The sequence below is a fragment of the Microvirga splendida genome (assembly GCF_016427565.1).
GTDB classification, from domain to species: Bacteria; Pseudomonadota; Alphaproteobacteria; order Rhizobiales; family Beijerinckiaceae; genus Microvirga; species Microvirga splendida.
Window position 1 is genome coordinate 212,210 of record NZ_JAELXT010000006.1, and the last position, 19,650, is coordinate 231,859.

Genomic DNA, 19,650 nt, shown 5'->3' on the forward strand with positions numbered 1-19,650 from the left:
ACCTCGTGCCCGGGTTGCCCTCGGTCCCCTTCGGCCCCAGAACAGCCCAATGACATGAGGAGTGGCTCCGATGGCGGGCAGCGTGAACAAGGTAATCTTGGTGGGCAATCTGGGTCGCGACCCGGAGGTCCGCCGTCTGGGCAGCGGGGATCCGGTGGTGAACCTGCGGATTGCCACCTCCGAGACCTGGAAGGACAAGGCCACGGGCGAGCGCAAGGAGAAGACCGAGTGGCACTCGGTGGTGATCTTCAACGAGAACCTGGCCCGTGTGGCCGAGCAGTACCTGAAGAAGGGTTCCAAGGTGTACCTGGAGGGCCAGCTGCAGACCCGCAAGTGGACCGACCAGCAGGGCGTGGAGAAGTACTCGACCGAGGTGGTGCTGCAGCGGTTCCGCGGTGAGCTGACGATCCTGGACAGCCGCGGCGGCGGTGGCGCCTCCGAGTACAGCGACGAGGAGCAGGGCCAGATCGCCAGAGGCGGCGACTTCGGAGGGCGCTCGTCTTCCCAGGACCGGCGCCCGGCGCCGTCCATGGGTGGGGGCAGCAGCGCTGGAGGCGGGGGCTCCCGCTACAACGATCTCGACGACGACATCCCGTTCTAGGATCTTGCCCTTCCAGAGACTTGCCGCTTGAATCTTGGGAGAGGCTGCCGGCCAGAGCCTCTTCCCCTCTGCGAGGCGTTCAGGTTCCATCCGGGTTTCCGGCAAAACGGAAAACTTACCTTGCGTCAATGCACGGAAGCTGCTCCTTTAGGAACAGCCTCCGGAGTGGCATGAATCCGGCGGTTGACGAAATTTCCAAGGCTGCTTCTGAGTGCATTGCTTCTTTCACCTTGTGCATCTGCATGAACGGATCCTCGATGAGACGGGCATTGAAGTCTCGGATCTGGAAGCAGCCCATTATCAGGCCATCAAGGCGATCCAGGAACTGCGCGAGGAAGGCGAGGCGGACGATGTCGACTGGCGCGGATGGCAACTGGAAGTCGCCGACGCCTCGGGCCGAGTTCTGTTCTCAATTCCTCTGGACGCGGCGCAGCATTGACGTTCCGGCTTTTTGAAATACTGGTGACGACAGGTGCCTATCTCGCCGGCCGACCAGACTGGCGGGGGCGGCCGCGCCGCTGCCCGGCGCGTTCCCGATCTTGAGGCAGTCATGAAGGCCCGGCAGAAGCCGGCTTTTCAGGCAGACATCCTTCGGAGAGGCGGGTCTGCCGCAAGAATGTGCGGCGGACCGAATACGAAGGCGCCTCTGGCGAGCGGAAATCCTTACAGAACGAAATCGGCGGCTGAGAGCTGCGTCTTCAGGATTTTCTCGAGCCTGATGTAGTGGCTCGTGCCGGAAAGAAAGACGACCGAGTAATCCGTTCTTTGCGCGATGTTCAGCGCCTCGAAGGAGCCGATGCGCCAGGCGCGCAGGTCGATCTGGTCCTCTCCCGGTTGGAAATACTGGATCGTGTCACGCCCGGACGAGAGGTCGAAGGCGAAGAGATCGCGTCCGCCGCCGCCGTCCATGGTGTCGTTGCCGCTGCCGCCGTTGAGGTAATCCGCCCCGGTGCCGCCATAGGAGGAATCGCCTACCAGGCGGTCGTTGCCGGAGCCGCCGTACAGGCTGTCGTTGCCATAGCCGGCGCTGGCGCTCGTGACCTGCGCGTCTCCGTAGAGAATGTCGTTGCCCGAGCTGCCGTTCAGGTAATCGTGCCCGCCACGGCTCTGGTCGTTCAGGGACACGGCATCCCCATAGAGCGTGTCCTTGCCTGAGCTTCCGTAGAGCGAGTCGTTCCCGCCGGCCGAGAAGCCCGCCATGGTGTAGGCATCGCCGTACAGGAGATTGTTGCCGCTCCCGCCCGAGAGGTAGTCTGCGCCGCCCGCTGCGGAATCGTACAGGGCATAGGCATCGCCGTAGAGACGGTCATGGCCGCTGCTGCCAGAGAGCGTGTCGCCTCCGCCGATGGCGGAGTTGCGCAGAGTATAGCCGTCGCCGTGGAGGGCATCGTCTGAGCTGCCGCCATTGAGGATGTCGGCCCCGCCGGTCGCCGAGTGGACAAGGGAGTGCGCGTCCCCGTAGAGGGTGTCCTGCCCGCCGTCGCCGTTCAGTGTGTCGGCGCCGCCCTTCGCCCGGCTTCGCAGGCTGTAGCTGTCACCGAAGAGACGGTCATTGTCGTGGCCGCCGGACAACAGATCGCCGCCGCCCCTCGCGGCGCCGGTCATGGAGTGGCTGTCGCCGTAGAGGGAGTCGTTGTCGCCCTCGCCGTAGAGCTTGTCCGCGCCCCCGGAGGCGGTTCCCGACATCGCATAGGAATCGCCGAAAAGCATGTCGTTGTCGGAGCCGCCGTACACCCTGTCGGCGCCGCCCCGTGCCGCGCCCGACATGGTGCGCGCATCGCCATAGAGAATGTCGTAGCCGGCTTCGCCCCAGATCCTGTCCGATCCGCCGGCGGAGGAGTAGCTCATCGTGTAGGCATCGCCATAGACGCTGTCGCGATCGGCCCCGGCCCATATGGTATCGGCGCCGCCGCGCGCCGTTCCCCTGAATGTCCGCGCATCGCCGTAAAGGTAGTCGGCTCCGCTGTAGCCGTGGATCGAGTCTCCTCCGGCAGTGCGCGAGCTGCGGGTGCCGCTGCTGTCGCCGTAGATGCTGTCCGAAGTGCTGCTGCCTTCGAGAAAATTTCTGCCCAATGAACCGACTTTGCGAGCCATTCTTATTGCACCTGATTCCTGCTGCTTCGCTGGAGAGCCTACCTAATTATACCGTTACAAGGTATCCATACGGCATGGATGCGTCATATGGACATACGTTCCCAATCCTGTGGCCGGCATCAGCGATCAAGCAGGCTTGAAGTTTCCGGTCAGGGATGCTTAGCCAGTGGATACGATCCCCCGGTACGAGAACGTCATGAGCCGCTCCTCCCCATCCCTCGATACGCTTTTCACCTGGATCCGCACCGAGAGCCCGACCTCCGACCGGGCCGGCGTCAACCTGATGATGGATCTGGTGGTCGCGCAGATGCAGGACGCCCCGGTGGCGGTGGAGCGCATCCCCGGCACGGACGGCCTGGGCGACGTGCTGGTGCTGCGGGCCGGGCCTCGGACGGGCGAGCCCGGCATCCTGGTGATGTCGCATCTCGACACGGTCCACCCCATCGGCACCATCGAGCACGACCTGCCCCTGCGGGTCGAGGGCGACCGGCTCTACGGACCCGGCATCTACGACATGAAAGGCGGCGCCTGGTTCTGCCTCGAGGCCTTCAAGGACGTGGCCCGCCGGGGCACGGCGGCGCGGCCTGTCACCTTCCTGGTGACGCCCGACGAGGAGATCGGCTCGCCGATCACCCGGCCCATCATCGAGGATCTCGGCCGCCGCTCGGCCTATGCCCTCGTGACCGAACCCGCCCGCGACGGCGGCCAGATCGTCACCGCCCGCAAGGGGGTGGGGCGCTTCGACGTGCATGTGGAAGGCCGGCCCGCTCATGCGGGGTCGCGCCACAAGGAAGGCCGCAACGCCGTCTACGAGGCGGCGCGCCAGATTCTCGCCATCGAGGCCATGACGGATTATGCGCGCGGCATCACCACGACGGTCGGCATGGTGTCCGGCGGCACGGCGATGAACACCATTCCGCAGCATTGCCGCTTCCCGGTTGACCTGCGGGTTGAGACCGTGGCCGACGGGGAGGCCGTGACGGCGGCGATCCTGGGCCTCCGGCCCGACAATCCGGACTTCAAGGTCAATATCACGGGCGGCATGAACCGACCGCCCTATGAGCGGAGCGAGGCGACTGCCAAACTCTTCGACCATGCCAAGTCGCTTGCGGCCGAGATCGGCTTCGACCTCGTCTCCGCGCCCCGCGTCGGCGGCGGCTCGGACGGCAACTTCACGGCGGCGCTCGGCATCCCGACTCTCGACGGCCTCGGCATCGACGGCGACGGGGCGCACACGCTCCAGGAATACGGCCTCGTCTCCTCCATCGCGCCGCGCCAGAAGCTGATGACGCGCCTGCTGGAGACCCTGCGCTGAGCCCCATGGCGATCAGCGACCTGCGCAACCGGCCGGACTTTGCCGAGCCGGTCGCGGATCGCGTCTGGCGCGCCTTCTGGAAGGACAAGGGGCACCCCTTGAGCCTTCTCACCGGCCTCGTGCAGGAGAGCCTGGGTGAGGGGCCGGTCCCCAGCTGTTTCGTCGCCCATGACGGCGATATCTTTCTCGGCACGGCGTCCCTGATCGCCTGCGACGAGGAGACGAGGCCGCAATACACGCCCTGGATTGCAGCCGTTTGGGTGGAGCCGGACCATCGCGGGCAAGGGATCGGCGCGGCCCTGATCGCCCGCGCTGCGGAATTCGCCTTCGGGGCCGGGGCAGGGCGCGTCTACCTTCTGGCCGGGCCGCACCGGCGGTCGTTCTATGAGGGCCTGGGCTGGTCGGTGCTGGAGACGCTCAGCGATGGGATGTTCGTTCTGACCCGAGATGCGGGCGGCTCGGCATGAACCCCGAGCGTGAGGCTCGCTACCGCCCCAATGTGGGCATTGCGCTCTTCAGCCGGGACGGCCTGGTTCTGATGGCCCGGCGCCTGGGCGACGACGGCCCCGAGATCGTCCTGCCTGGACATGAGTGGCAGATGCCGCAGGGTGGGATCGACGGCGGGGAAGACCTTCTGACGACGGCCCGGCGCGAGCTGTGGGAGGAGACGAGCGTCACGAGCGCCGTACTGCTCGGGGCAACCTCCGACTGGGTGAGCTACGATTTTCCGCCCTATGCCGGGCCGCCGCACCGGCTGTCGCCCTTTCGCGGCCAGCGCCAGCGCTGGGTGGCGTTCCGCTTCACGGGCGAGGACGGGGAAATCGATGTCGCGGGGATCAGGGGCGGCATGGTGCCGGAATTCAGCGCATGGCGCTGGGAGCGCCTCGAGCGCGTGCCGGAACTGGTGGTGCCCTTCAAGCGCGCCGTCTATGAGCACGTCGCCCGCGAGTTCCGGGCTTATGCGGGCGTCTGAGGCAAACGGCTAGAGCGCCGCCGGCTGCACGAGCGCCAGCACGCCGTTGATGATGAACTGCACGGCCAATCCTGCCAGGATCACGCCCAGCAGGCGGCTGAGCACGATGTTGCCGGTCACGCCGAGCATGCGCGAGACGCGCTCGGCCGCCATGAAGACGGCAAAGCAGCTGGCGACGCCGAGGGCGATGAGGGCGATGAGGAAGCCGAGATAGACCGGGTTGCCGTCCGCCCGGCCGGCGAGCAGGATCGTCGCGGTGATCGCGCCCGGACCGGCCATGAGCGGAATGGCCAGGGGGAAGGCCGCCACGTTGCGGATATGGTCCTCGGTGATGGCGATGTCGGCGGTGTGCTGCTTGCGCTCGTTGCGGCGCTCGAACACCATCTCGAAGGCGATCCAGAACAGCAGCAGGCCGCCCGAGATGCGGAAGGCGGGAATGCCGACGCCGAGAAGCCGCAGCAGAAGCTCGCCGCCGAGGCCGAAGAAGGCCAGGATGCTGAATGCGATGATTGCGGCCCTCAGCGCCACGCGCCGGCGTTCCTCGGCGTTCATGCCCCGGGTCAGGGAGATGAACATGGGCGCGAGCGCCGGCGGGTCGAGGGTGACGAGCAGCGTCACGAGGGCGGCGGAGATGTAGTCGAAGAGCATCGGCTGGACCTTATCGCAAGCTTTGCGTTATGGCGTCCCCGGCGGCGTTTGGCGAGGGGCGGGGCAACGATGTTCACGGTTTTGGATCGGATCAGCTGGCCGGGGCATCCGGACAAGCCCAACGAGGACATCTGCGGCGCGTGCGGAGCCTGGGCCTGGGTGATCGACACCTCGATCTTCCCCGGCACCGCCCCCGTCATGCACAAGGCCAGCGATGCCGCCTGGCTCGCGGCCTTCGCGGACGAGCGGCTCTCCGACCTCGCGCCCCAGGCGCAGGACGGCGCCACCCTCCTGCGCCGCGTCATGGAGGAGGCCCGCACGGCCTACCGGGCCGTCGCGCCCGTGGAGCGGCATGAGGATTTCGTCACCTGGCCCCTCGGGGCCATGACCCTCGTGCGCCGCAGGGGCAGCGTGCTCGATGCCTGGACCTTCGGCGACACCACGGCCTATCTCCGCCACCCCGACGGCACGGTGCAGGTCCTGGGCGATGCGCCCGGCCTGCGCGACTTCGAGTCCGCCAAGGCGGCGGAGCTGATGGGGCAGGCAGGCTCCAGGCCCACGGCCATCCTCGACGAGCCCGTCTTCCTCGCCTGGCTCGGGGAGCGCCGCGAGCGCAAGCGCAAAAGCGGCATCCCGGCGGCCCTCCTGAGCCTCAACCCGGACGCTACTGAGAGGCTGCGGCACGAGACGGCGCCGTGCGAGGACGGCACGGCGATCCTGCTGGCCTCCGACGGCTTCTCGGCCCTGGTCGATCTCTACCGCGCCCTGGATGCCGCCGCGCTGATGGAAGCGGCCCTGACCTCCGGCCTCGAACCCCTGGCGAGGCTGGCGCGCGAGATCGAGACGGAGCGCGATCCCGACGGGAGGCTTTATCCGCGCTTCAAGCTGAGCGACGACACGACGGCAATTTTGCTGAGGGCTTGAGCTTCCTCGCGGATGTTCGGCCATGATGGGGTTGTCATCCTCGGCGGCCGCAGGCCGGGAAGGGGATCCATAGCTCGGTACCTGATCGTAGCTTCCCTTCCCCTCCGCCGTCATCCCGGACGCAGCGCAGCGGCGATCCGGGATCGGGTGCAGGATGAGGCGTTGATGGGGTGCCTCGACCTGGCGGAGCCTGGAACCAGCATGGCACGTCTCCCTCTCCCGTGTGGGAGAGGGCTGGGGTGAGGGAAGTCCGGTGCCGGAGAAGATGCTGCGCGTGACGCGCTGCAGCGGAGACGACGGCGCTTGGCTGGTGAGGCCGCACGCCCTCACCCCTGCCCCTCTCCCGCCCGGGAGAGGGGATTCTCCGGTGTCATCCCCGGCGGTCTGCAGGACCGGGAAGGGGATCCATGGCGGTGTGCGTGTGAGTGGATTCCCTTCCCCTCCGCTGACGCGTCCTTCCGGGAATGACACCGGGGCGGCAGGAGCAATGTTCTCACTTTGTTCTTGACAGCTACTGCAAGCTCTGCTATATCGTTGTGCATTCCCGCCCTTCGAGGGGCGCGCTCGCGAGGCGTCGCAGAGGTGGGGTGGGAAGCGGTCCCGCCGCAGGTCTCGCACGCCTGTGATCGCGGGTGGCCGATCCTGGCTCCGACCAGGTCCGCTGAAACAAACCGCGCGTGACGAGCAGTCTGGCTCTTCCATTCACCATCACATAGCGAGCCGGGCTGCCCAGCACGCCACCCTCGACTGACCTTCAGGCTCGCAGCGCAAGCTGCGGGCCACAAGGTGCTGGCTCTTTGACACAGGCGTCGTCCTCGACCCACCCGCGTCATGGCCGGCCCTGTGCCGGCCATCCCGATCCTCTCAGGCGCCGCGCCTCACCGACAGGGATCACCGGCACAAGGCCGGTGATGACGAGCGGCGGGTCATTCCCGACGAAGCGCAGCGCAGATCCGGGATCGGGCATACCACTCCAGCACTGTCATCCCGGGGCGGCGCAGCCGAGCCCGGGATCCAGAACCGCTGACGGCCCCGAAAGAAGCGCGACGCCGATCGTCCTTTCCTGAAATGCTGTGGTTTTGGATCCCCACCTGAGCGGGGATGACACTGCGGAGGGTCGAGCGCCTCATTCTGCGCGCGATCCCGGGTCGCTTTCGGCGTCCGGGATGACGGAGGTGAAAAAGCCTAATCCGGACAAGGAATTAGAGGGTATGCCTCCGCCGCTGCCTTCCCATCCGGCCGGCCCGGCGAAAGTGCCGCGCGTCCAAAGCTTCCCCAGGTCACGCTCGACCCCGCAATAAGTTGCTGAAACGTAAAAGAATTTCGGCTCTCCCGTTGCCTCTGGAAAACCCGTCAAAACGCTTGAAAAAGGCGGCGTTCTCCCCCATGTAAGAGCCTGATTTCAATTGGATTCGCGGGCCTGCCGGATGGCTTGACGAAGCGGCACGAAAAAAGCCGCCTCTCGCGAAAGGGCAGACCGTTTTAAGAAAGACCAACCTTGACCGATCCGAACGATATCCGCTCCGGCGGCCCCGGCGGGGACCAGCCGGCCAGCGACATCAAGCTGATTTCCATCGTCGACGAGATGAAGCGCTCCTATCTCGATTACGCCATGAGCGTGATCGTGAGCCGCGCTCTGCCCGATGCGCGCGACGGCCTCAAGCCCGTGCATCGGCGCATCCTCTACTCGATGCACGAGAACGGCTATACGCCCGACAAGAAATACGTGAAGTCCGCCCGCATCGTCGGCGACGTGATGGGTCAGTACCACCCGCACGGCGACAGCGCGATCTACGACGCCTTGGTGCGCATGGCGCAGGATTTCTCGCTGCGCCTCATGCTCGTGGACGGGCAGGGCAATTTCGGCTCCGTGGACGGCGACCCGCCGGCGGCCATGCGCTACACCGAGTCCCGCCTCGCCAAGGCGGCGATGCCGCTGCTCGACGACATCGACAAAGACACGGTCGATTTCACCCCCAACTACGACGAGTCCAAGGACGAGCCGTCGGTTCTGCCGGCGCGCTTCCCGAACCTGCTCGTCAACGGCGCCGGCGGCATCGCGGTCGGCATGGCCACCAACATGCCTCCCCACAACTTAGGGGAAGTGATCGACGGCTGCCTGGCGCTTATCGACAATCCCGGCATCTCGGCGGAAGAGCTGATCGAGATCATTCCCGGTCCGGACTTTCCGACCGGCGCGCTGATCCTCGGCCGCTCCGGCGCGCGCTCTGCCTACACGACGGGCCGCGGCTCCGTGATCATGCGGGCGAAGTCCGAGATCGAGGAGGTCCGCAAGGACCGCGAGGCGATCATCTTCACCGAGATTCCCTATCAGGTGAACAAGGCCTCGCTGATCGAGAAGATCGCCGAGCTCGTGCGCGAGAAGAAGATCGAAGGCATCGCGGACCTGCGCGACGAATCCGACCGCGACGGCATGCGCATCGTGGTCGAGATCAAGCGCGACGCCATGGCCGACGTGGTGCTCAACCAGCTCTATCGCTACACGCCGCTGCAGACGAGCTTCGGCTGCAACATGGTGGCGCTTAACGGCGGCCGTCCCGAGCTGATGACGTTGAAGGACCTGATCCAGGCTTTCGTCGACTTCCGCGAGGAGGTCGTGTCGCGTCGCACCAAGTTCCTGCTCAACAAGGCCCGTGAGCGCGCCCACGTGCTGTGCGGCCTTGCCATCGCGGTGGCCAATATCGACGAGGTCATCCGCCTCATCCGCACGGCGCCGGATCCGAACGCCGCCCGCGAGTCCCTCATGGGCCGTGACTGGCCGGCGCACGACATCGCGCCGCTGATCGCGCTCGTGGACGATCCGCGCCACAAGATCAACGACGACGGCACCTATCGTCTCTCCGAGACCCAGGCCCGCGCGATTCTCGACCTGCGCCTGCAGCGCCTCACCGCACTCGGCCGGGACGAGATCGGCGACGAACTGTCGAAGCTCGCGGCCGAGATCTCGGACTACCTCGAGATCCTGCGCTCGCGCGAGCGGATCATGGGCATCATCAAGGGCGAGCTGACGGAAGTCCGCAACACCTTCGCGACCCCGCGCAAGACGCAGATCGTGGATTGGGAATCGGACCTCGACGACGAGGACCTGATCGCCCGCGAGGACATGGTCGTCACCGTGTCCCATGCCGGCTACATCAAGCGCGTGCCGCTCTCGACCTACCGGGCGCAGCGCCGCGGCGGCAAGGGCCGCTCGGCCATGACGACGCGCGACGAGGATTTCGTCACCCGCCTGTTCGTGGCCAACACCCACACGCCGGTGATCTTCTTCTCGTCCGAGGGTCAGGCCTACAAGGAGAAGGTGTGGCGTCTGCCGCTGGCGGCTCCCAACGCCAAGGGCAAGGCCCTGGTGAACATGCTGCCCATCAAGCAGGGCGAGCGCATCACCACCATCATGCCGCTGCCCGAGGACGAGGCGTCCTGGGACAAGCTCGACGTGATGTTCGCCACGTCGCGCGGCACGGTTCGCCGCAACAAGCTGTCGGACTTCGTCCAGGTCAATCGCGGCGGCAAGATCGCCATGAAGCTGGGTGAGGGCGAGCATATCGTCGACGTGCAGATCTGCTCGGAGAACGACGACGTGCTGCTCACCACGGCCAAGGGGCAGTGCATCCGCTTCCCGGTCACGGACGTGCGCGTCTTCAAGGGCCGCGATTCCATGGGCGTGCGCGGCATCAACCTGGCCGAGGGCGACGACATCATCTCCATGGCGATCCTGCGCCACGTGGAAGCGACTGGCGAGGAGCGGGCGGCCTATCTCAAGATGCGCCGCGCGGTCACCGGCGAGCAGATGGGCTCGGATGCCGATGCGGCTGACGAGGCGGAGGAGGCTTCGGCCGAGAACGTCTCGCTCTCGCAGGAGCGCTATGCCGAGATGAGTGCGCAGGAGCAGTGCATCCTGACCCTGTCCGAGAAGGGCTACGGCAAGCGGACGCTCTCCTACGAGTACCGCATCACCGGCCGCGGCGGCAAAGGCATCACGGCCATGGCGGTGAACAGCCGGAACGGCAAGCTGGTGGCCTCGTTCCCGGTCGAGGGCTCGGACCAGATCATGCTCGTCACCGACGGCGGTCAGCTGATCCGCGTGCCGGTGGACGGCATCCGCGTCGTCGGCCGCAACTCGCAAGGCGTCACCGTCTTCTCCACCCGCGACAAGGAGAAGGTGGTCTCGGTGGAGCACATCGAGGGCGAGGACGCCGAAGACGTCGAAGGTCTCGACGATGCTGCGACCGAGGGCGGCGAGGAATAAGTAATTTATCTAAGTTTCAAACGGGAAGGGCGCATTCGGCGCCCTTTCTTTTTATCGTTTATCGAGAATACGCCCGTAGTCCGCCGCCAAGCCCTATGCCATCCGGCGCGCACCTGCGCCGGCATCTGCCGTCACCCGGATTTTCACGAACATGCCTTTGTGGAGGGTGACAAAGATGTAGGAATCACGCTCCGTCCCGCGCTGCGTGATTTTCATGTGGGCCATGGCAAAGGAGCCGAATGTGGAGCTGTCGAGAAGCTCGGCATCCTGGTAGGCGCCGCTTTTCAAGGCGCTGCCGACATCGCTGATCGCCACATCCAATTCCCGCTTGGCCTGTGGCAGCGCGGGACCGGTCGGCAGCTTGAGCTGCTTGTCGTAAACATAGATGTCGGCCCAGGCGCCACCGGGGGCCAGATAGGTCACGCTGAAGCCCAGTCCCGGCGTCTTATAGTCCACCTTCGACTGGCGAGTGAAATTGCCGAGAGTCTTTGGAAAGGAGAAACCTTCGATCTCCGCCACCGATAGGGCAGGAGAGATCGCGCTGCGGACGGGCTGCGCCTGGGCGGGGAGAACCGCTGCCACAAGCAGGACGGCGAGAATGCAGCCGCCGAGGACGGACATACGCAGAAACTTCAGCATCGCAGCTCCCCTATTTGTAACTAAGTTATAGGGAAGCGAGTGCGCTGGCGAGTCTCGCTGAGGCTAGTCTTAGAAGCTTTGGACAGCCAAGCTCGCGAACGCGGCCGGGCTCAGCACGGCGATGGCGGTGGCAAAGACGATGCAGAGGCGGACAATCATGGCGGCGTTCCTGAAACCTTGACTTTAGGTTAGTTGGAGTATTCCACGCCGCTGTCCAGCCCGCCGTGCGCCAACGCACGGCTTGCCGGGCGGCCCCAATCCGGCTACGCCTTGGCCTTATGACACGCACCGCCCTCTATACCGGCAGCTTCGACCCCGTCACCAACGGCCATCTGGACGTCCTGCGCCAGGCCTGCAGCGTGGCGGACAGGATCGTAGTGGCCATCGGCGTCCATTCCTCCAAGGCTCCGATCTTTTCGGCGGATGAGCGGGCCGACATGCTGCGCGGGGTCTGCGGGCCGATGCTGCAGACGCGGGGCGTGGCGCTGGACGTGGTGACGTTCAATGACCTCGCCGTGGACGCCGCCCGCCGGCACGGCGCCACGCTGATCGTGCGCGGCCTGCGCGACGGCACGGATTTCGACTACGAGATCCAGATGGCGTCCATGAACGCCACCATGGCGCCGGAGGTCCAGACCCTCTTCTTCCCGGCTTCGCCTGCCGTGCGCCCCATCACCGCCACGCTTGTGCGGCAGATCGCCGGGATGGGCGGCGATGTCTCGGCTTTCGTGCCGGGGCTTGTCGCCGAGCGCCTGAAGGCCAAATTCAGGCGGCCATAAGGTTTTACCATCCACAGGGAGATACCCACCCATGAAGCTTTTGCTTGCAGCCGGAGCGCTCGTGCTCGCCGGCCTCGTTCCCGCCGCCGCCCAGCAGGCCGCTGACCCGCAGAACACCGTCTTCCTCGACACCAAGGACGGTCGCGTCACCATCCGCCTGCGCCCGGATCTCGCCCCCAAGCATGTGGAGCAGATCAAGGCCCTGACGAAGCGCGGCTTTTACGACGGCGTGGTCTTCCACCGGGTGATCGACGGCTTCATGGCCCAGACCGGCGATCCGACCGGCACCGGCACCGGCAAGTCCGACCTGCCCAACATCCCGGCCGAGTTCACCAAGACCCAGTTCAAGCGCGGCTCGGTCGGCATGGCCCGGTCCCAGAGCCCGGATTCGGCCAACAGCCAGTTCTTCATCTGCTACGAGGGCTGCGGCCCGCTCACCGGCCAGTACACGCTCTTCGGTGAAGTCGTGTCCGGCATGGACGTGGTCGACAAGATCAAGAAGGGCAATCAGGCTGCCAACGGCATGGTGTCGAACCCCGACAAGATCGTGAAGATGCAGCTCGCCGCCGACGCGAAGTGATGCGGCACGGGCGAATATCTGGGGCGCGGCTTATCCTGGCCGCGCTCCTGCTCGGAGGGCTGGCGCTCCCACCGGCTGCGGCGCAGGTCCGCTCGCCGGCCCTCGACCCGGACGAGTGGGGTCAGCCCCGCCAGCCGCCGCTCCCATTGCCCGAGGGGCTCAGAAGCACGATACGCCCGCGTCCCGATGCCCAGCGCGTCGAGCGCGTCGACCGGATCGCCCAGGTGTTCCAGGCCATCCAGTCCTGCTGGCGCCCGCCTGCCGGCAGCGGCTATTCGGGCCAGGAGATCACCCTTCGCCTCAGCTTCAAGCGCAGCGGCGAGGTCCTGGGCCAGCCTCGCATCACCTACTACAAGGCGGGAACCCAGGGAGAGCAGCGCGAGCCCTTCACCCGCGCCGTGCGTGAGGCGTTCGAGCGCTGCACGCCGCTTCCGTTCACGGAAAGTTTCGGACGCGCCATCGCCGGGCGCATCTTCTCCTTCCGTTTCGTCGATGCCCAGCCTATGTGAGCGGGCAGACTATCCTTTTCAGCCAGCACAGGAGACCCCGATGGCAGATCCCGAGAACACCATCATCATGGAGACCACCAAGGGCCGCGTGGTCATCGAGCTGCGCCCCGATCTGGCTCCCGGTCACGTGGAACGCATCAAGACGCTCGCCCGCAAGGGCTTCTATGACGGCGTGGTCTTCCACCGGGTCATCGACGGCTTCATGGCCCAGACCGGCGACCCGACCGGCACCGGCACCGGCGGCTCCGACCTGCCGGACCTGAAGGCCGAGTTCAACGCCGAGCCGCATGTGCGCGGCACCTGCTCCATGGCACGCACGAATGCCCCGCATTCCGCCAACTCGCAGTTCTTCATCTGCTTCGACGATGCCCGCTTCCTCGACAAGCAATACACCGTCTGGGGCAAGGTGACCGAAGGCATGGACAATGTGGACAAGATCAAGCGCGGCGAGCCCGTGCGCGATCCCGACCGCATCGTCTCCATGAAGGTCGCGGCGGACGCGGCGTAAAACGATCAGGCGTCATCTCGGGGCCGCATCGCGGAACCCGGGATCGCTTGCAGAATAGAGCGTTACTCTCGTCACGCGATCCCGGATTGCCTTCGGCGTCCGGGATGACACCTAGAAGATTTCATGCGCGTCGACCTGTTCGATTTCGAGCTGCCTGAGACCAGCATCGCGCTCCGCCCCGTGGAGCCGCGCGATGCTGCGCGCATGCTCGTGGTCCGGCCGGAAGCCGGGCTTGAAGAACGCATCGTCCGTGACCTGCCGGATCTGCTTCAGCCCGGCGACGTGCTGGTGCTCAACAACACCAAGGTCATCCCGTCCCGCCTCTACGGCCTGCGGGTGCGCGAGGAGACCGCCGCGCGTGTCGAGATCATGCTGCACAAGCGCGAGGGCGCCGATTGCTGGCGCGCCTTCGCACGGCCGGCCAAGAAGCTGAACGTCGGTGACCGCATCCGCTTCGGTGAGGCATCCGAGAGCACCGCCTGCGAACTCGTGCGGCTCGATGCCGAGGTGGAGGAGAAGGGCGAGGGCGGCGAGGTGAGGCTGCGCTTCTCCCTGGCCGGAGCCTATCTCGACGAGGCCATCGCGCGGCTCGGGGAACTGCCGTTGCCGCCCTACATCGCCGGCAAGCGCCCGACCGACGACAAGGACTTGCAGGACTACCAGACCGTCTATGCCAAGGACGAAGGGGCCGTTGCGGCGCCCACGGCTGGCCTGCATTTCACCGACGATCTCTTCCGCCGTCTCGACGAACGCGGCATCGCCCGCCACTTCGTCACGCTCCATGTGGGCGCCGGCACTTTCCTGCCGGTGAAGGCGGAGGACACCGCCGAGCACCGGATGCATGCGGAATGGGGCTCGGTTTCCGAGGAGACGGCACGGGCCCTCAACGAGGCGAGAGCCAGGGGAGGGCGGATCGTGGCGGTCGGCACCACGTCCCTCCGGCTTCTCGAGAGCGCGGCCCGGGAGGACGGGACCATTGCGCCTTTTTCCGGCGATACGTCGATCTTCATCACCCCCGGCTACCGCTTCAAGGCGGTGGACGTGCTGATGACCAATTTCCACCTGCCGCGCTCGACCCTTTTCATGCTGGTTTCTGCTTTCGCGGGGCTGGATTGCATGAGAGCGGCCTATGCCCATGCTGTTGAAGCCGGGTATCGCTTCTACTCCTATGGCGATGCGAGTTTGCTGTTTCGGCGTTGATGCTCCATGTCATCCCCGGCGGTCCGCAGGACCGGGAAGGGGATCCATTGATGTTCCGTAGCGGTTATGGATTCCCTTCCCCTCCGCTGCGCTTCGGCCGGGAATGACACAGAGAGTTTCTGAATGACCACCGAGACCTTCACCTTCAACGTCAGCAAGACCGACGGGACGGCGCGCACCGGGGAGATCCGGATGCCCCGCGGCGTCATCCGCACGCCGGCTTTCATGCCCGTCGGAACGGCCGCGACCGTGAAGGCCATGTATCCCGACCAGGTGAAGGCGCTGGGCGCCGACGTGGTGCTCGGCAACACCTATCACCTCATGCTCCGCCCCGGCGCCGAGCGGGTGGCGCGGCTCGGCGGGCTGCACCACTTCATGAACTGGCCCTATCCGATCCTCACCGATTCCGGCGGCTTCCAGGTCATGTCCCTGTCGGCCCTGCGCAAGATCGACGAGACCGGCGTCACCTTCCAGTCCCATATCGACGGCTCGACCCATGTGCTGACCCCGGAGCGCTCCATCGAGATCCAGGGCCTGCTCGGCTCCGATATCCAGATGCAACTCGACGAATGCGTGAAGCTGCCCTGTTCCGACGAGACGGCGGAGAAGGCCATGCGCCTGTCCCTGCGCTGGGCGGAGCGCTGCCGCGTCGCTTTCGGCGAGCAGCCCGGCAAGGCCATGTTCGGCATCGTCCAGGGCGGCGCGGTGGAGCGGCTGCGCATCGAGAGCGCCCGGGAACTCGCAGGCTTGGATCTCAAGGGCTATGCCATCGGCGGCCTTGCCGTGGGCGAGCCCCAGGAGGTGATGCTGCGGATGATCGAGACGGTCGAGCCGCACATGCCGGGCGCCAAGCCCCGCTACCTCATGGGCGTCGGCACCCCGGACGATATCGTGGAGGCGGTGCGCCGGGGCGTTGACATGTTCGACTGCGTCATGCCCACCCGGGCCGGCCGTCACGGCCAGGTCTTCACCCGCCACGGGCGCATGAACCTGCGCAACGCCCGTTTCGCCGAGGACACGAGCCCCCTCGATCCGGAATCGAAGTGCACGGCTACCAACACCTATTCCCGCGCCTATCTCCACCATCTCGTGCGCTCCAACGAGATCCTGGGCATGATGCTGCTGACCTGGAACAACCTGGCCTACTATCAGGAGCTCATGGCCGGCCTGCGCAAGGCCATCGGGGAAGGCCGCCTGGAAAGCTATATCGGCGAGGTCAAGGAAGGCTGGGCCAGGGGCGAGCGGGACGGCAAGGCGGAGGCCGGGCAGCACGCCGACAACACGGCCATGGTGTCGGAAGGCTGAGCCTGAGACCATTCCGGAATTGTCCGGGTACAGCCCGGGATTGTGGATCCCGGACGGGGCTTTTCGATTGACCTGAGGCGAGATACCCCCTATCTCGGGCTCGACCCTGGGAGCGCGTAGCTCAGCCGGTAGAGCATCTGACTTTTAATCAGAGGGTCCTGGGTTCGAGTCCCAGCGCGCTCACCAACAATATCAAAGGGTTACCGGCATCTGCCCTTTGAGCCGTTTCCTTCCAGGTGGCCCATAAGCAGCCGAGCACGGCACTCAGCTTTGATCCGAGTTTGCTCGGCCTGGGCCGATCACGTCGGCCCTGACGGTGAACGTCTTAGGGTCGGTCCGCTCCGGGGCCGGGGCATCGTAGATGATCAGCAGGGCACCCGCGCCCGCCTCGGGCCAGAGCTCGATCCCCTCCGGATGATCCGCATGCAGCTGGTACGGCAGTTCGGCCATCGTCTCGATGCGCTTGGGAGCGATGACGCCGGAGCTGTCATCATGCGCCGCGTCCCGCCACCGCAGGACAAAGGCCGGCCCTTCCAGGGACATGGTCGGCCCCACCAGCAGCAGAAGATCATCGCCCGCAAACCGCATGTCGCGGATGCCTAAGCCTCGCGTGTCGAGCAGGTGCTTGCGATAGCGCCGCTCCCCATCGATCCGGCGCCCCTTCAGCCGGTCTTTGCCTTTCTGCTTCAGCTCCAGATCGAGAACCACGGCATGGCCGCGCAGCACAGGGCCACGCAGCCCGAGCCAGACCCGATTTCCGCGCGCGGCTATTCCCTCGATGTCAAAGCCGTTCTCCTTCGACGGGATGCTCAGGAAGGCCCCGAGGTGCGGGTCATCCGCCAGCCACCGCTCGAGGGCGCTGCGCTTCTTGCCCAGCTTGAGCCAGGCCGCCTGTCGATCGCCATCTGCCTCGGCTGGAGTGAAGAGCCCTGGCGCCTCCTCCACCAGCGGGATGCGCCCAAGGAAGTAGCGGTTGGGCTCGCGCTCGATCTCCTCCATCTCCTCGAGGGCCTCGGTGGGGTCGTTCTCATCCCGCTCGGGCTTGGAGCGCTTGCGCGAGTGGGACCCGACGATCCAGAGAAAGCCGTCTTGAGCACAAAGGCCCTCGATATCCATCTCACCATCGGCCCCGGCAGGCAGGTCGACCAGCGCGTCCAGGGCGAAATGCCGATGGTCCCCGAAGCTGCCGTCGTCCAAGCGGCGGAGGCGCTCGACACTGGCGGTCTCATCACAGGCGAGAAAGAGGCAGTCCCCAATCCGGGTGACGGCCGAGAGATCCTTGCGAAGCGGATCCTCTAAATGCTGGATCGGCTTCCAGTCGGAGAAGGTGAGGGGAACCTGGGCGATGGTTTCTGCGAGGCTGTTGTCCGACACGACGGCTCCTGGTGCGTGGGTGCTGAAGCAACAACGCTCCAGATTGCAAACCAGCCCACTCGTTCGGGCCTTCTGTCAGCTTATTGCGCCCAAGCGGACATTCTGAAAGAGGTGCGGACTTCCGAGCCTGATCCTGAGCGGACCGTTGCGTGGCGCTGCATTTCCCTAGCGCCTCGTTATCGGAGAGCCTGGCATTCCGTGTCAGAACTGATCCTTGAGCAGACCGTGGACGTGTCGAGAATATTCGCAACCGCAGCCGCCCATATGACGATGCAAGCAAGGATCGATCCGGCGAGAACGAGCGAAAGAAGGGTCGGGCGCATGGATGCCTCCATCAGCAGGAGGGCGCATCCGAAAGGAGATGCGCGACGGAATCCCGGCTCAGACACTTGGTACGTCAGTGTACATAAGCCGGTTCCAGCAGGCGGTCCTTGATCCAGATCGAGCTAGGCCGCTGAAACTTCGGAAAGATCAGTCTGCGAACGATGCTCCCACGGACAGATCCGCTCGCAATTGGAGCTCGGAGAGCCCATATAAGAGCCATCGGTAGCCCGCATACGGGCTGTTGCCGACTGAGAGATCCGATGTGCTCCCGCCCGTAAGGCAGAGGAGCGCCCCATGCCCCGCTACTTCTTCCACTTGATCGATGGCTACTCGGACCGTGATGCCGAGGGCGCCGAACTGCCCGACATCTATACCGCCCAAGATCAGGCGATCCGCACCAGCGGTGAAGTCCTGCGCGACATGGGTGCCGAGTTCTGGAACGGCGCCGAGTGGAAGCTGGAGGTGACCGACGAGCAAGGCCGGATTCTGTTCACTCTCCGCTTCTCGGCCGAGGAGCACCCGGCTTTGCCCGATCCGTCCCCCGACTTGGACGCTCCTTAAAGGCTCTGTTCCGAGATGCCGTTCTGATGGGTGAGGTGCAGGTAGTTGGGATTGAAGCCGCTGAACGCTTTCAGCCTCGCGATGTCCAGGATGACAAGGTGCTTGCCCTTGAGCGTGATCAGCCCGTCCCTGCGCAGACGCTGGAGCACCCGGTTCACATGCACGGGCGTCAGACCCACCGTATCGGCCAGCTCGGCCTGGGTGATGGGCAACTCATACGTATCACCATCTGTCATACCGACCGTTTCAAGCCGCAACAGCAACTCGCACAGGAGGTGAGCAAGCCGCAGCTCGGCCTTTCGGGCACCGACGTTGACCAGCCATTCGCGCACGGTGGCCTCGTCCACCAGCGCCACCCACCAGAACGCGCGGGCGATGGCTGGCCGATCCATCAGCGCCAGGATCTGGGCTCGCGGGATCTTCACCACGGTGCAGGGGGATAGCGTAGCGATAGTATGATCCATGGCCTTGAGGATGAAGACATGCAGGTCGCAGAAGTCGCCCGGCACCAGATAGGCCATGATCTGGCGTCGGCCGGGCGGGAGGATCTTATAGCGGCAGGCAAAGCCCTCCAGGATCAGGATAACGTCGCTCGGTGCCTCACCTTCGCGGATCAGATCCACCCGGGGCCCGACCGCCCGGACCGGGCGGACGACCTCGTCCAGGAGGAGCCTGTCCGCATCCGGCAGAGGTCCGAAGGCCTCCAGCTTGCGGGTGAGCAAGTTCATCATCGGGAAGTCTCCTGAACCTATGAAACAAGGTAGGAGAAGCCGCTTTGCCTGCCAAGCGGTCGAAGAAATGGCAGTCTCGACTGTGACTGCCTTCCAAGAGCGGCCTTATCCGAAATTTTCGTCGGAAGCCATTGACGGATATAGCATGCGACAGCTTCAACGCTTGGAAGGTCTCAAACAGGCACTTCCCGGCAGAGATGCTTTGGTCTGCCTGCGCGCGCTCATAATGGAAGCCGACACGCGTTCAGTGTTTGCCGACTCCGCCCGAACTCACCCCGGCACGAAGGCGTAGCCTTGCAGCTGGCGCTTTGCGAGTTC

The 19,650-nt window shown here is 65.5% G+C and carries 19 protein-coding genes and 1 tRNA gene; 15 read left to right on the top strand and 5 right to left on the bottom strand.

The genetic code is table 11. From position 1 onward, the window contains the following. The first annotated feature begins 70 nt into the window (after positions 1 to 70). Together ssb and JAO75_RS08865 are read left to right on the top strand one after the other, a co-directional pair. A complete protein-coding gene (gene ssb / locus JAO75_RS08860) occupies positions 71 to 601 on the top strand; it encodes a single-stranded DNA-binding protein (protein ID WP_199048408.1) in 531 nt (176 codons plus the stop codon). A gap of 211 nt (positions 602 to 812) precedes the next feature. Then, on the top strand, positions 813 to 1,040 hold the full coding sequence (locus tag JAO75_RS08865) for a DUF6894 family protein (protein WP_199048410.1): 228 nt from the start codon (positions 813 to 815) through the stop codon (positions 1,038 to 1,040). 224 nt (positions 1,041 to 1,264) lie between these two features. Here the strand turns inward: JAO75_RS08865 and JAO75_RS08870 are convergent, their stop codons facing one another. Further along, positions 1,265 to 2,695: a calcium-binding protein gene (locus JAO75_RS08870; RefSeq protein ID WP_199048412.1), complete on the bottom strand. Its 1,431-nt coding sequence runs from the start codon at positions 2,693 to 2,695 to the stop codon at positions 1,265 to 1,267. A gap of 196 nt (positions 2,696 to 2,891) precedes the next feature. Between JAO75_RS08870 and JAO75_RS08875 the strand changes: the two genes are divergently transcribed. Genes JAO75_RS08875 through JAO75_RS08885 form a run of 3 tightly spaced genes read left to right on the top strand, consistent with a single transcriptional unit; the run spans position 2,892 to position 4,983 of the window. Then, positions 2,892 to 4,010 (top strand): M20 family metallopeptidase, encoded by a 1,119-nt coding sequence (locus JAO75_RS08875; RefSeq protein WP_199048414.1) that lies wholly within the window; start codon positions 2,892 to 2,894, stop codon positions 4,008 to 4,010. A 5-nt stretch (positions 4,011 to 4,015) separates the two neighbouring features. Then, a complete protein-coding gene (locus tag JAO75_RS08880) occupies positions 4,016 to 4,477 on the top strand; it encodes a GNAT family N-acetyltransferase (RefSeq protein ID WP_199048416.1) in 462 nt (153 codons plus the stop codon). Then, the gene (locus tag JAO75_RS08885; protein WP_199048417.1) at positions 4,474 to 4,983 is read left to right on the top strand and encodes an RNA pyrophosphohydrolase; all 510 of its coding nucleotides are present in this window, start codon (positions 4,474 to 4,476) and stop codon (positions 4,981 to 4,983) included. Before JAO75_RS08880 ends, JAO75_RS08885 begins: the two co-directional genes overlap by 4 nt. Positions 4,984 to 4,992: 9 nt before the next feature. Here JAO75_RS08885 and JAO75_RS08890 read toward each other — a convergent pair whose 3' ends face one another. Next, complete coding sequence (locus tag JAO75_RS08890) at positions 4,993 to 5,631, bottom strand: MarC family protein (protein WP_199048418.1); 639 nt, start codon at positions 5,629 to 5,631, stop codon at positions 4,993 to 4,995. Between the two features lie 69 nt (positions 5,632 to 5,700). Between JAO75_RS08890 and JAO75_RS08895 the strand changes: the two genes are divergently transcribed. Continuing rightward, positions 5,701 to 6,555, top strand: coding sequence for a PP2C family serine/threonine-protein phosphatase (locus JAO75_RS08895; RefSeq protein WP_199048419.1), 855 nt, complete (start codon positions 5,701 to 5,703; stop codon positions 6,553 to 6,555). Between the two features lie 1,585 nt (positions 6,556 to 8,140). Then, positions 8,141 to 10,822, top strand: coding sequence for a DNA gyrase subunit A (gyrA, locus tag JAO75_RS08900; RefSeq protein WP_246742429.1), 2,682 nt, complete (start codon positions 8,141 to 8,143; stop codon positions 10,820 to 10,822). A gap of 93 nt (positions 10,823 to 10,915) precedes the next feature. On the opposite strand, the gene JAO75_RS08905 is transcribed toward gyrA, so the two are convergent. Further along, a complete protein-coding gene (locus JAO75_RS08905) occupies positions 10,916 to 11,461 on the bottom strand; it encodes a hypothetical protein (protein WP_199048421.1) in 546 nt (181 codons plus the stop codon). A gap of 278 nt (positions 11,462 to 11,739) precedes the next feature. Here JAO75_RS08905 and coaD point away from each other — a divergent pair, with 278 nt between their 5' ends. The 7 genes from coaD to JAO75_RS08940 all read left to right on the top strand — a co-directional run bounded on the left by coaD (position 11,740) and on the right by JAO75_RS08940 (position 16,528). Beyond that, a complete protein-coding gene (coaD, locus tag JAO75_RS08910) occupies positions 11,740 to 12,240 on the top strand; it encodes a pantetheine-phosphate adenylyltransferase (RefSeq protein WP_199048422.1) in 501 nt (166 codons plus the stop codon). Between the two features lie 31 nt (positions 12,241 to 12,271). Beyond that, on the top strand, positions 12,272 to 12,820 hold the full coding sequence (locus JAO75_RS08915; RefSeq protein WP_199048424.1) for a peptidylprolyl isomerase: 549 nt from the start codon (positions 12,272 to 12,274) through the stop codon (positions 12,818 to 12,820). Then, positions 12,820 to 13,329, top strand: a complete 510-nt coding sequence (locus JAO75_RS08920) for a hypothetical protein (protein WP_199048425.1) — start codon at positions 12,820 to 12,822, stop codon at positions 13,327 to 13,329. The genes JAO75_RS08915 and JAO75_RS08920 overlap by 1 nt, the downstream gene beginning before the upstream one ends. Before the next feature lie 40 nt (positions 13,330 to 13,369). Continuing rightward, complete coding sequence (locus JAO75_RS08925) at positions 13,370 to 13,837, top strand: peptidylprolyl isomerase (RefSeq protein ID WP_199048427.1); 468 nt, start codon at positions 13,370 to 13,372, stop codon at positions 13,835 to 13,837. Positions 13,838 to 13,960: 123 nt separating this feature from the next. Beyond that, positions 13,961 to 15,037 carry a tRNA preQ1(34) S-adenosylmethionine ribosyltransferase-isomerase QueA gene (gene queA, locus JAO75_RS08930; protein ID WP_199048429.1) on the top strand — a complete coding sequence of 359 codons (1,077 nt, stop codon included), beginning with the start codon at positions 13,961 to 13,963 and terminating at the stop codon, positions 15,035 to 15,037. Between the two features lie 123 nt (positions 15,038 to 15,160). Continuing rightward, complete coding sequence (gene tgt, locus JAO75_RS08935) at positions 15,161 to 16,342, top strand: tRNA guanosine(34) transglycosylase Tgt (protein ID WP_199048431.1); 1,182 nt, start codon at positions 15,161 to 15,163, stop codon at positions 16,340 to 16,342. 110 nt (positions 16,343 to 16,452) lie between these two features. Then, positions 16,453 to 16,528: transfer RNA gene (locus JAO75_RS08940), tRNA-Lys, on the top strand. A 78-nt stretch (positions 16,529 to 16,606) separates the two neighbouring features. On the opposite strand, the gene JAO75_RS08945 is transcribed toward JAO75_RS08940, so the two are convergent. Next, positions 16,607 to 17,716 carry a DUF3616 domain-containing protein gene (locus tag JAO75_RS08945; protein ID WP_199048433.1) on the bottom strand — a complete coding sequence of 370 codons (1,110 nt, stop codon included), beginning with the start codon at positions 17,714 to 17,716 and terminating at the stop codon, positions 16,607 to 16,609. A 618-nt stretch (positions 17,717 to 18,334) separates the two neighbouring features. Between JAO75_RS08945 and JAO75_RS08950 the strand changes: the two genes are divergently transcribed. Next, positions 18,335 to 18,601, top strand: a complete 267-nt coding sequence (locus tag JAO75_RS08950; protein WP_199048435.1) for a DUF6894 family protein — start codon at positions 18,335 to 18,337, stop codon at positions 18,599 to 18,601. On the opposite strand, the gene JAO75_RS08955 is transcribed toward JAO75_RS08950, so the two are convergent. Beyond that, the gene (locus JAO75_RS08955) at positions 18,598 to 19,332 is read right to left on the bottom strand and encodes a Crp/Fnr family transcriptional regulator (protein WP_199048437.1); all 735 of its coding nucleotides are present in this window, start codon (positions 19,330 to 19,332) and stop codon (positions 18,598 to 18,600) included. The genes JAO75_RS08950 and JAO75_RS08955 overlap by 4 nt on opposite strands. Between the last annotated feature and the right edge of the window lie 318 nt (positions 19,333 to 19,650).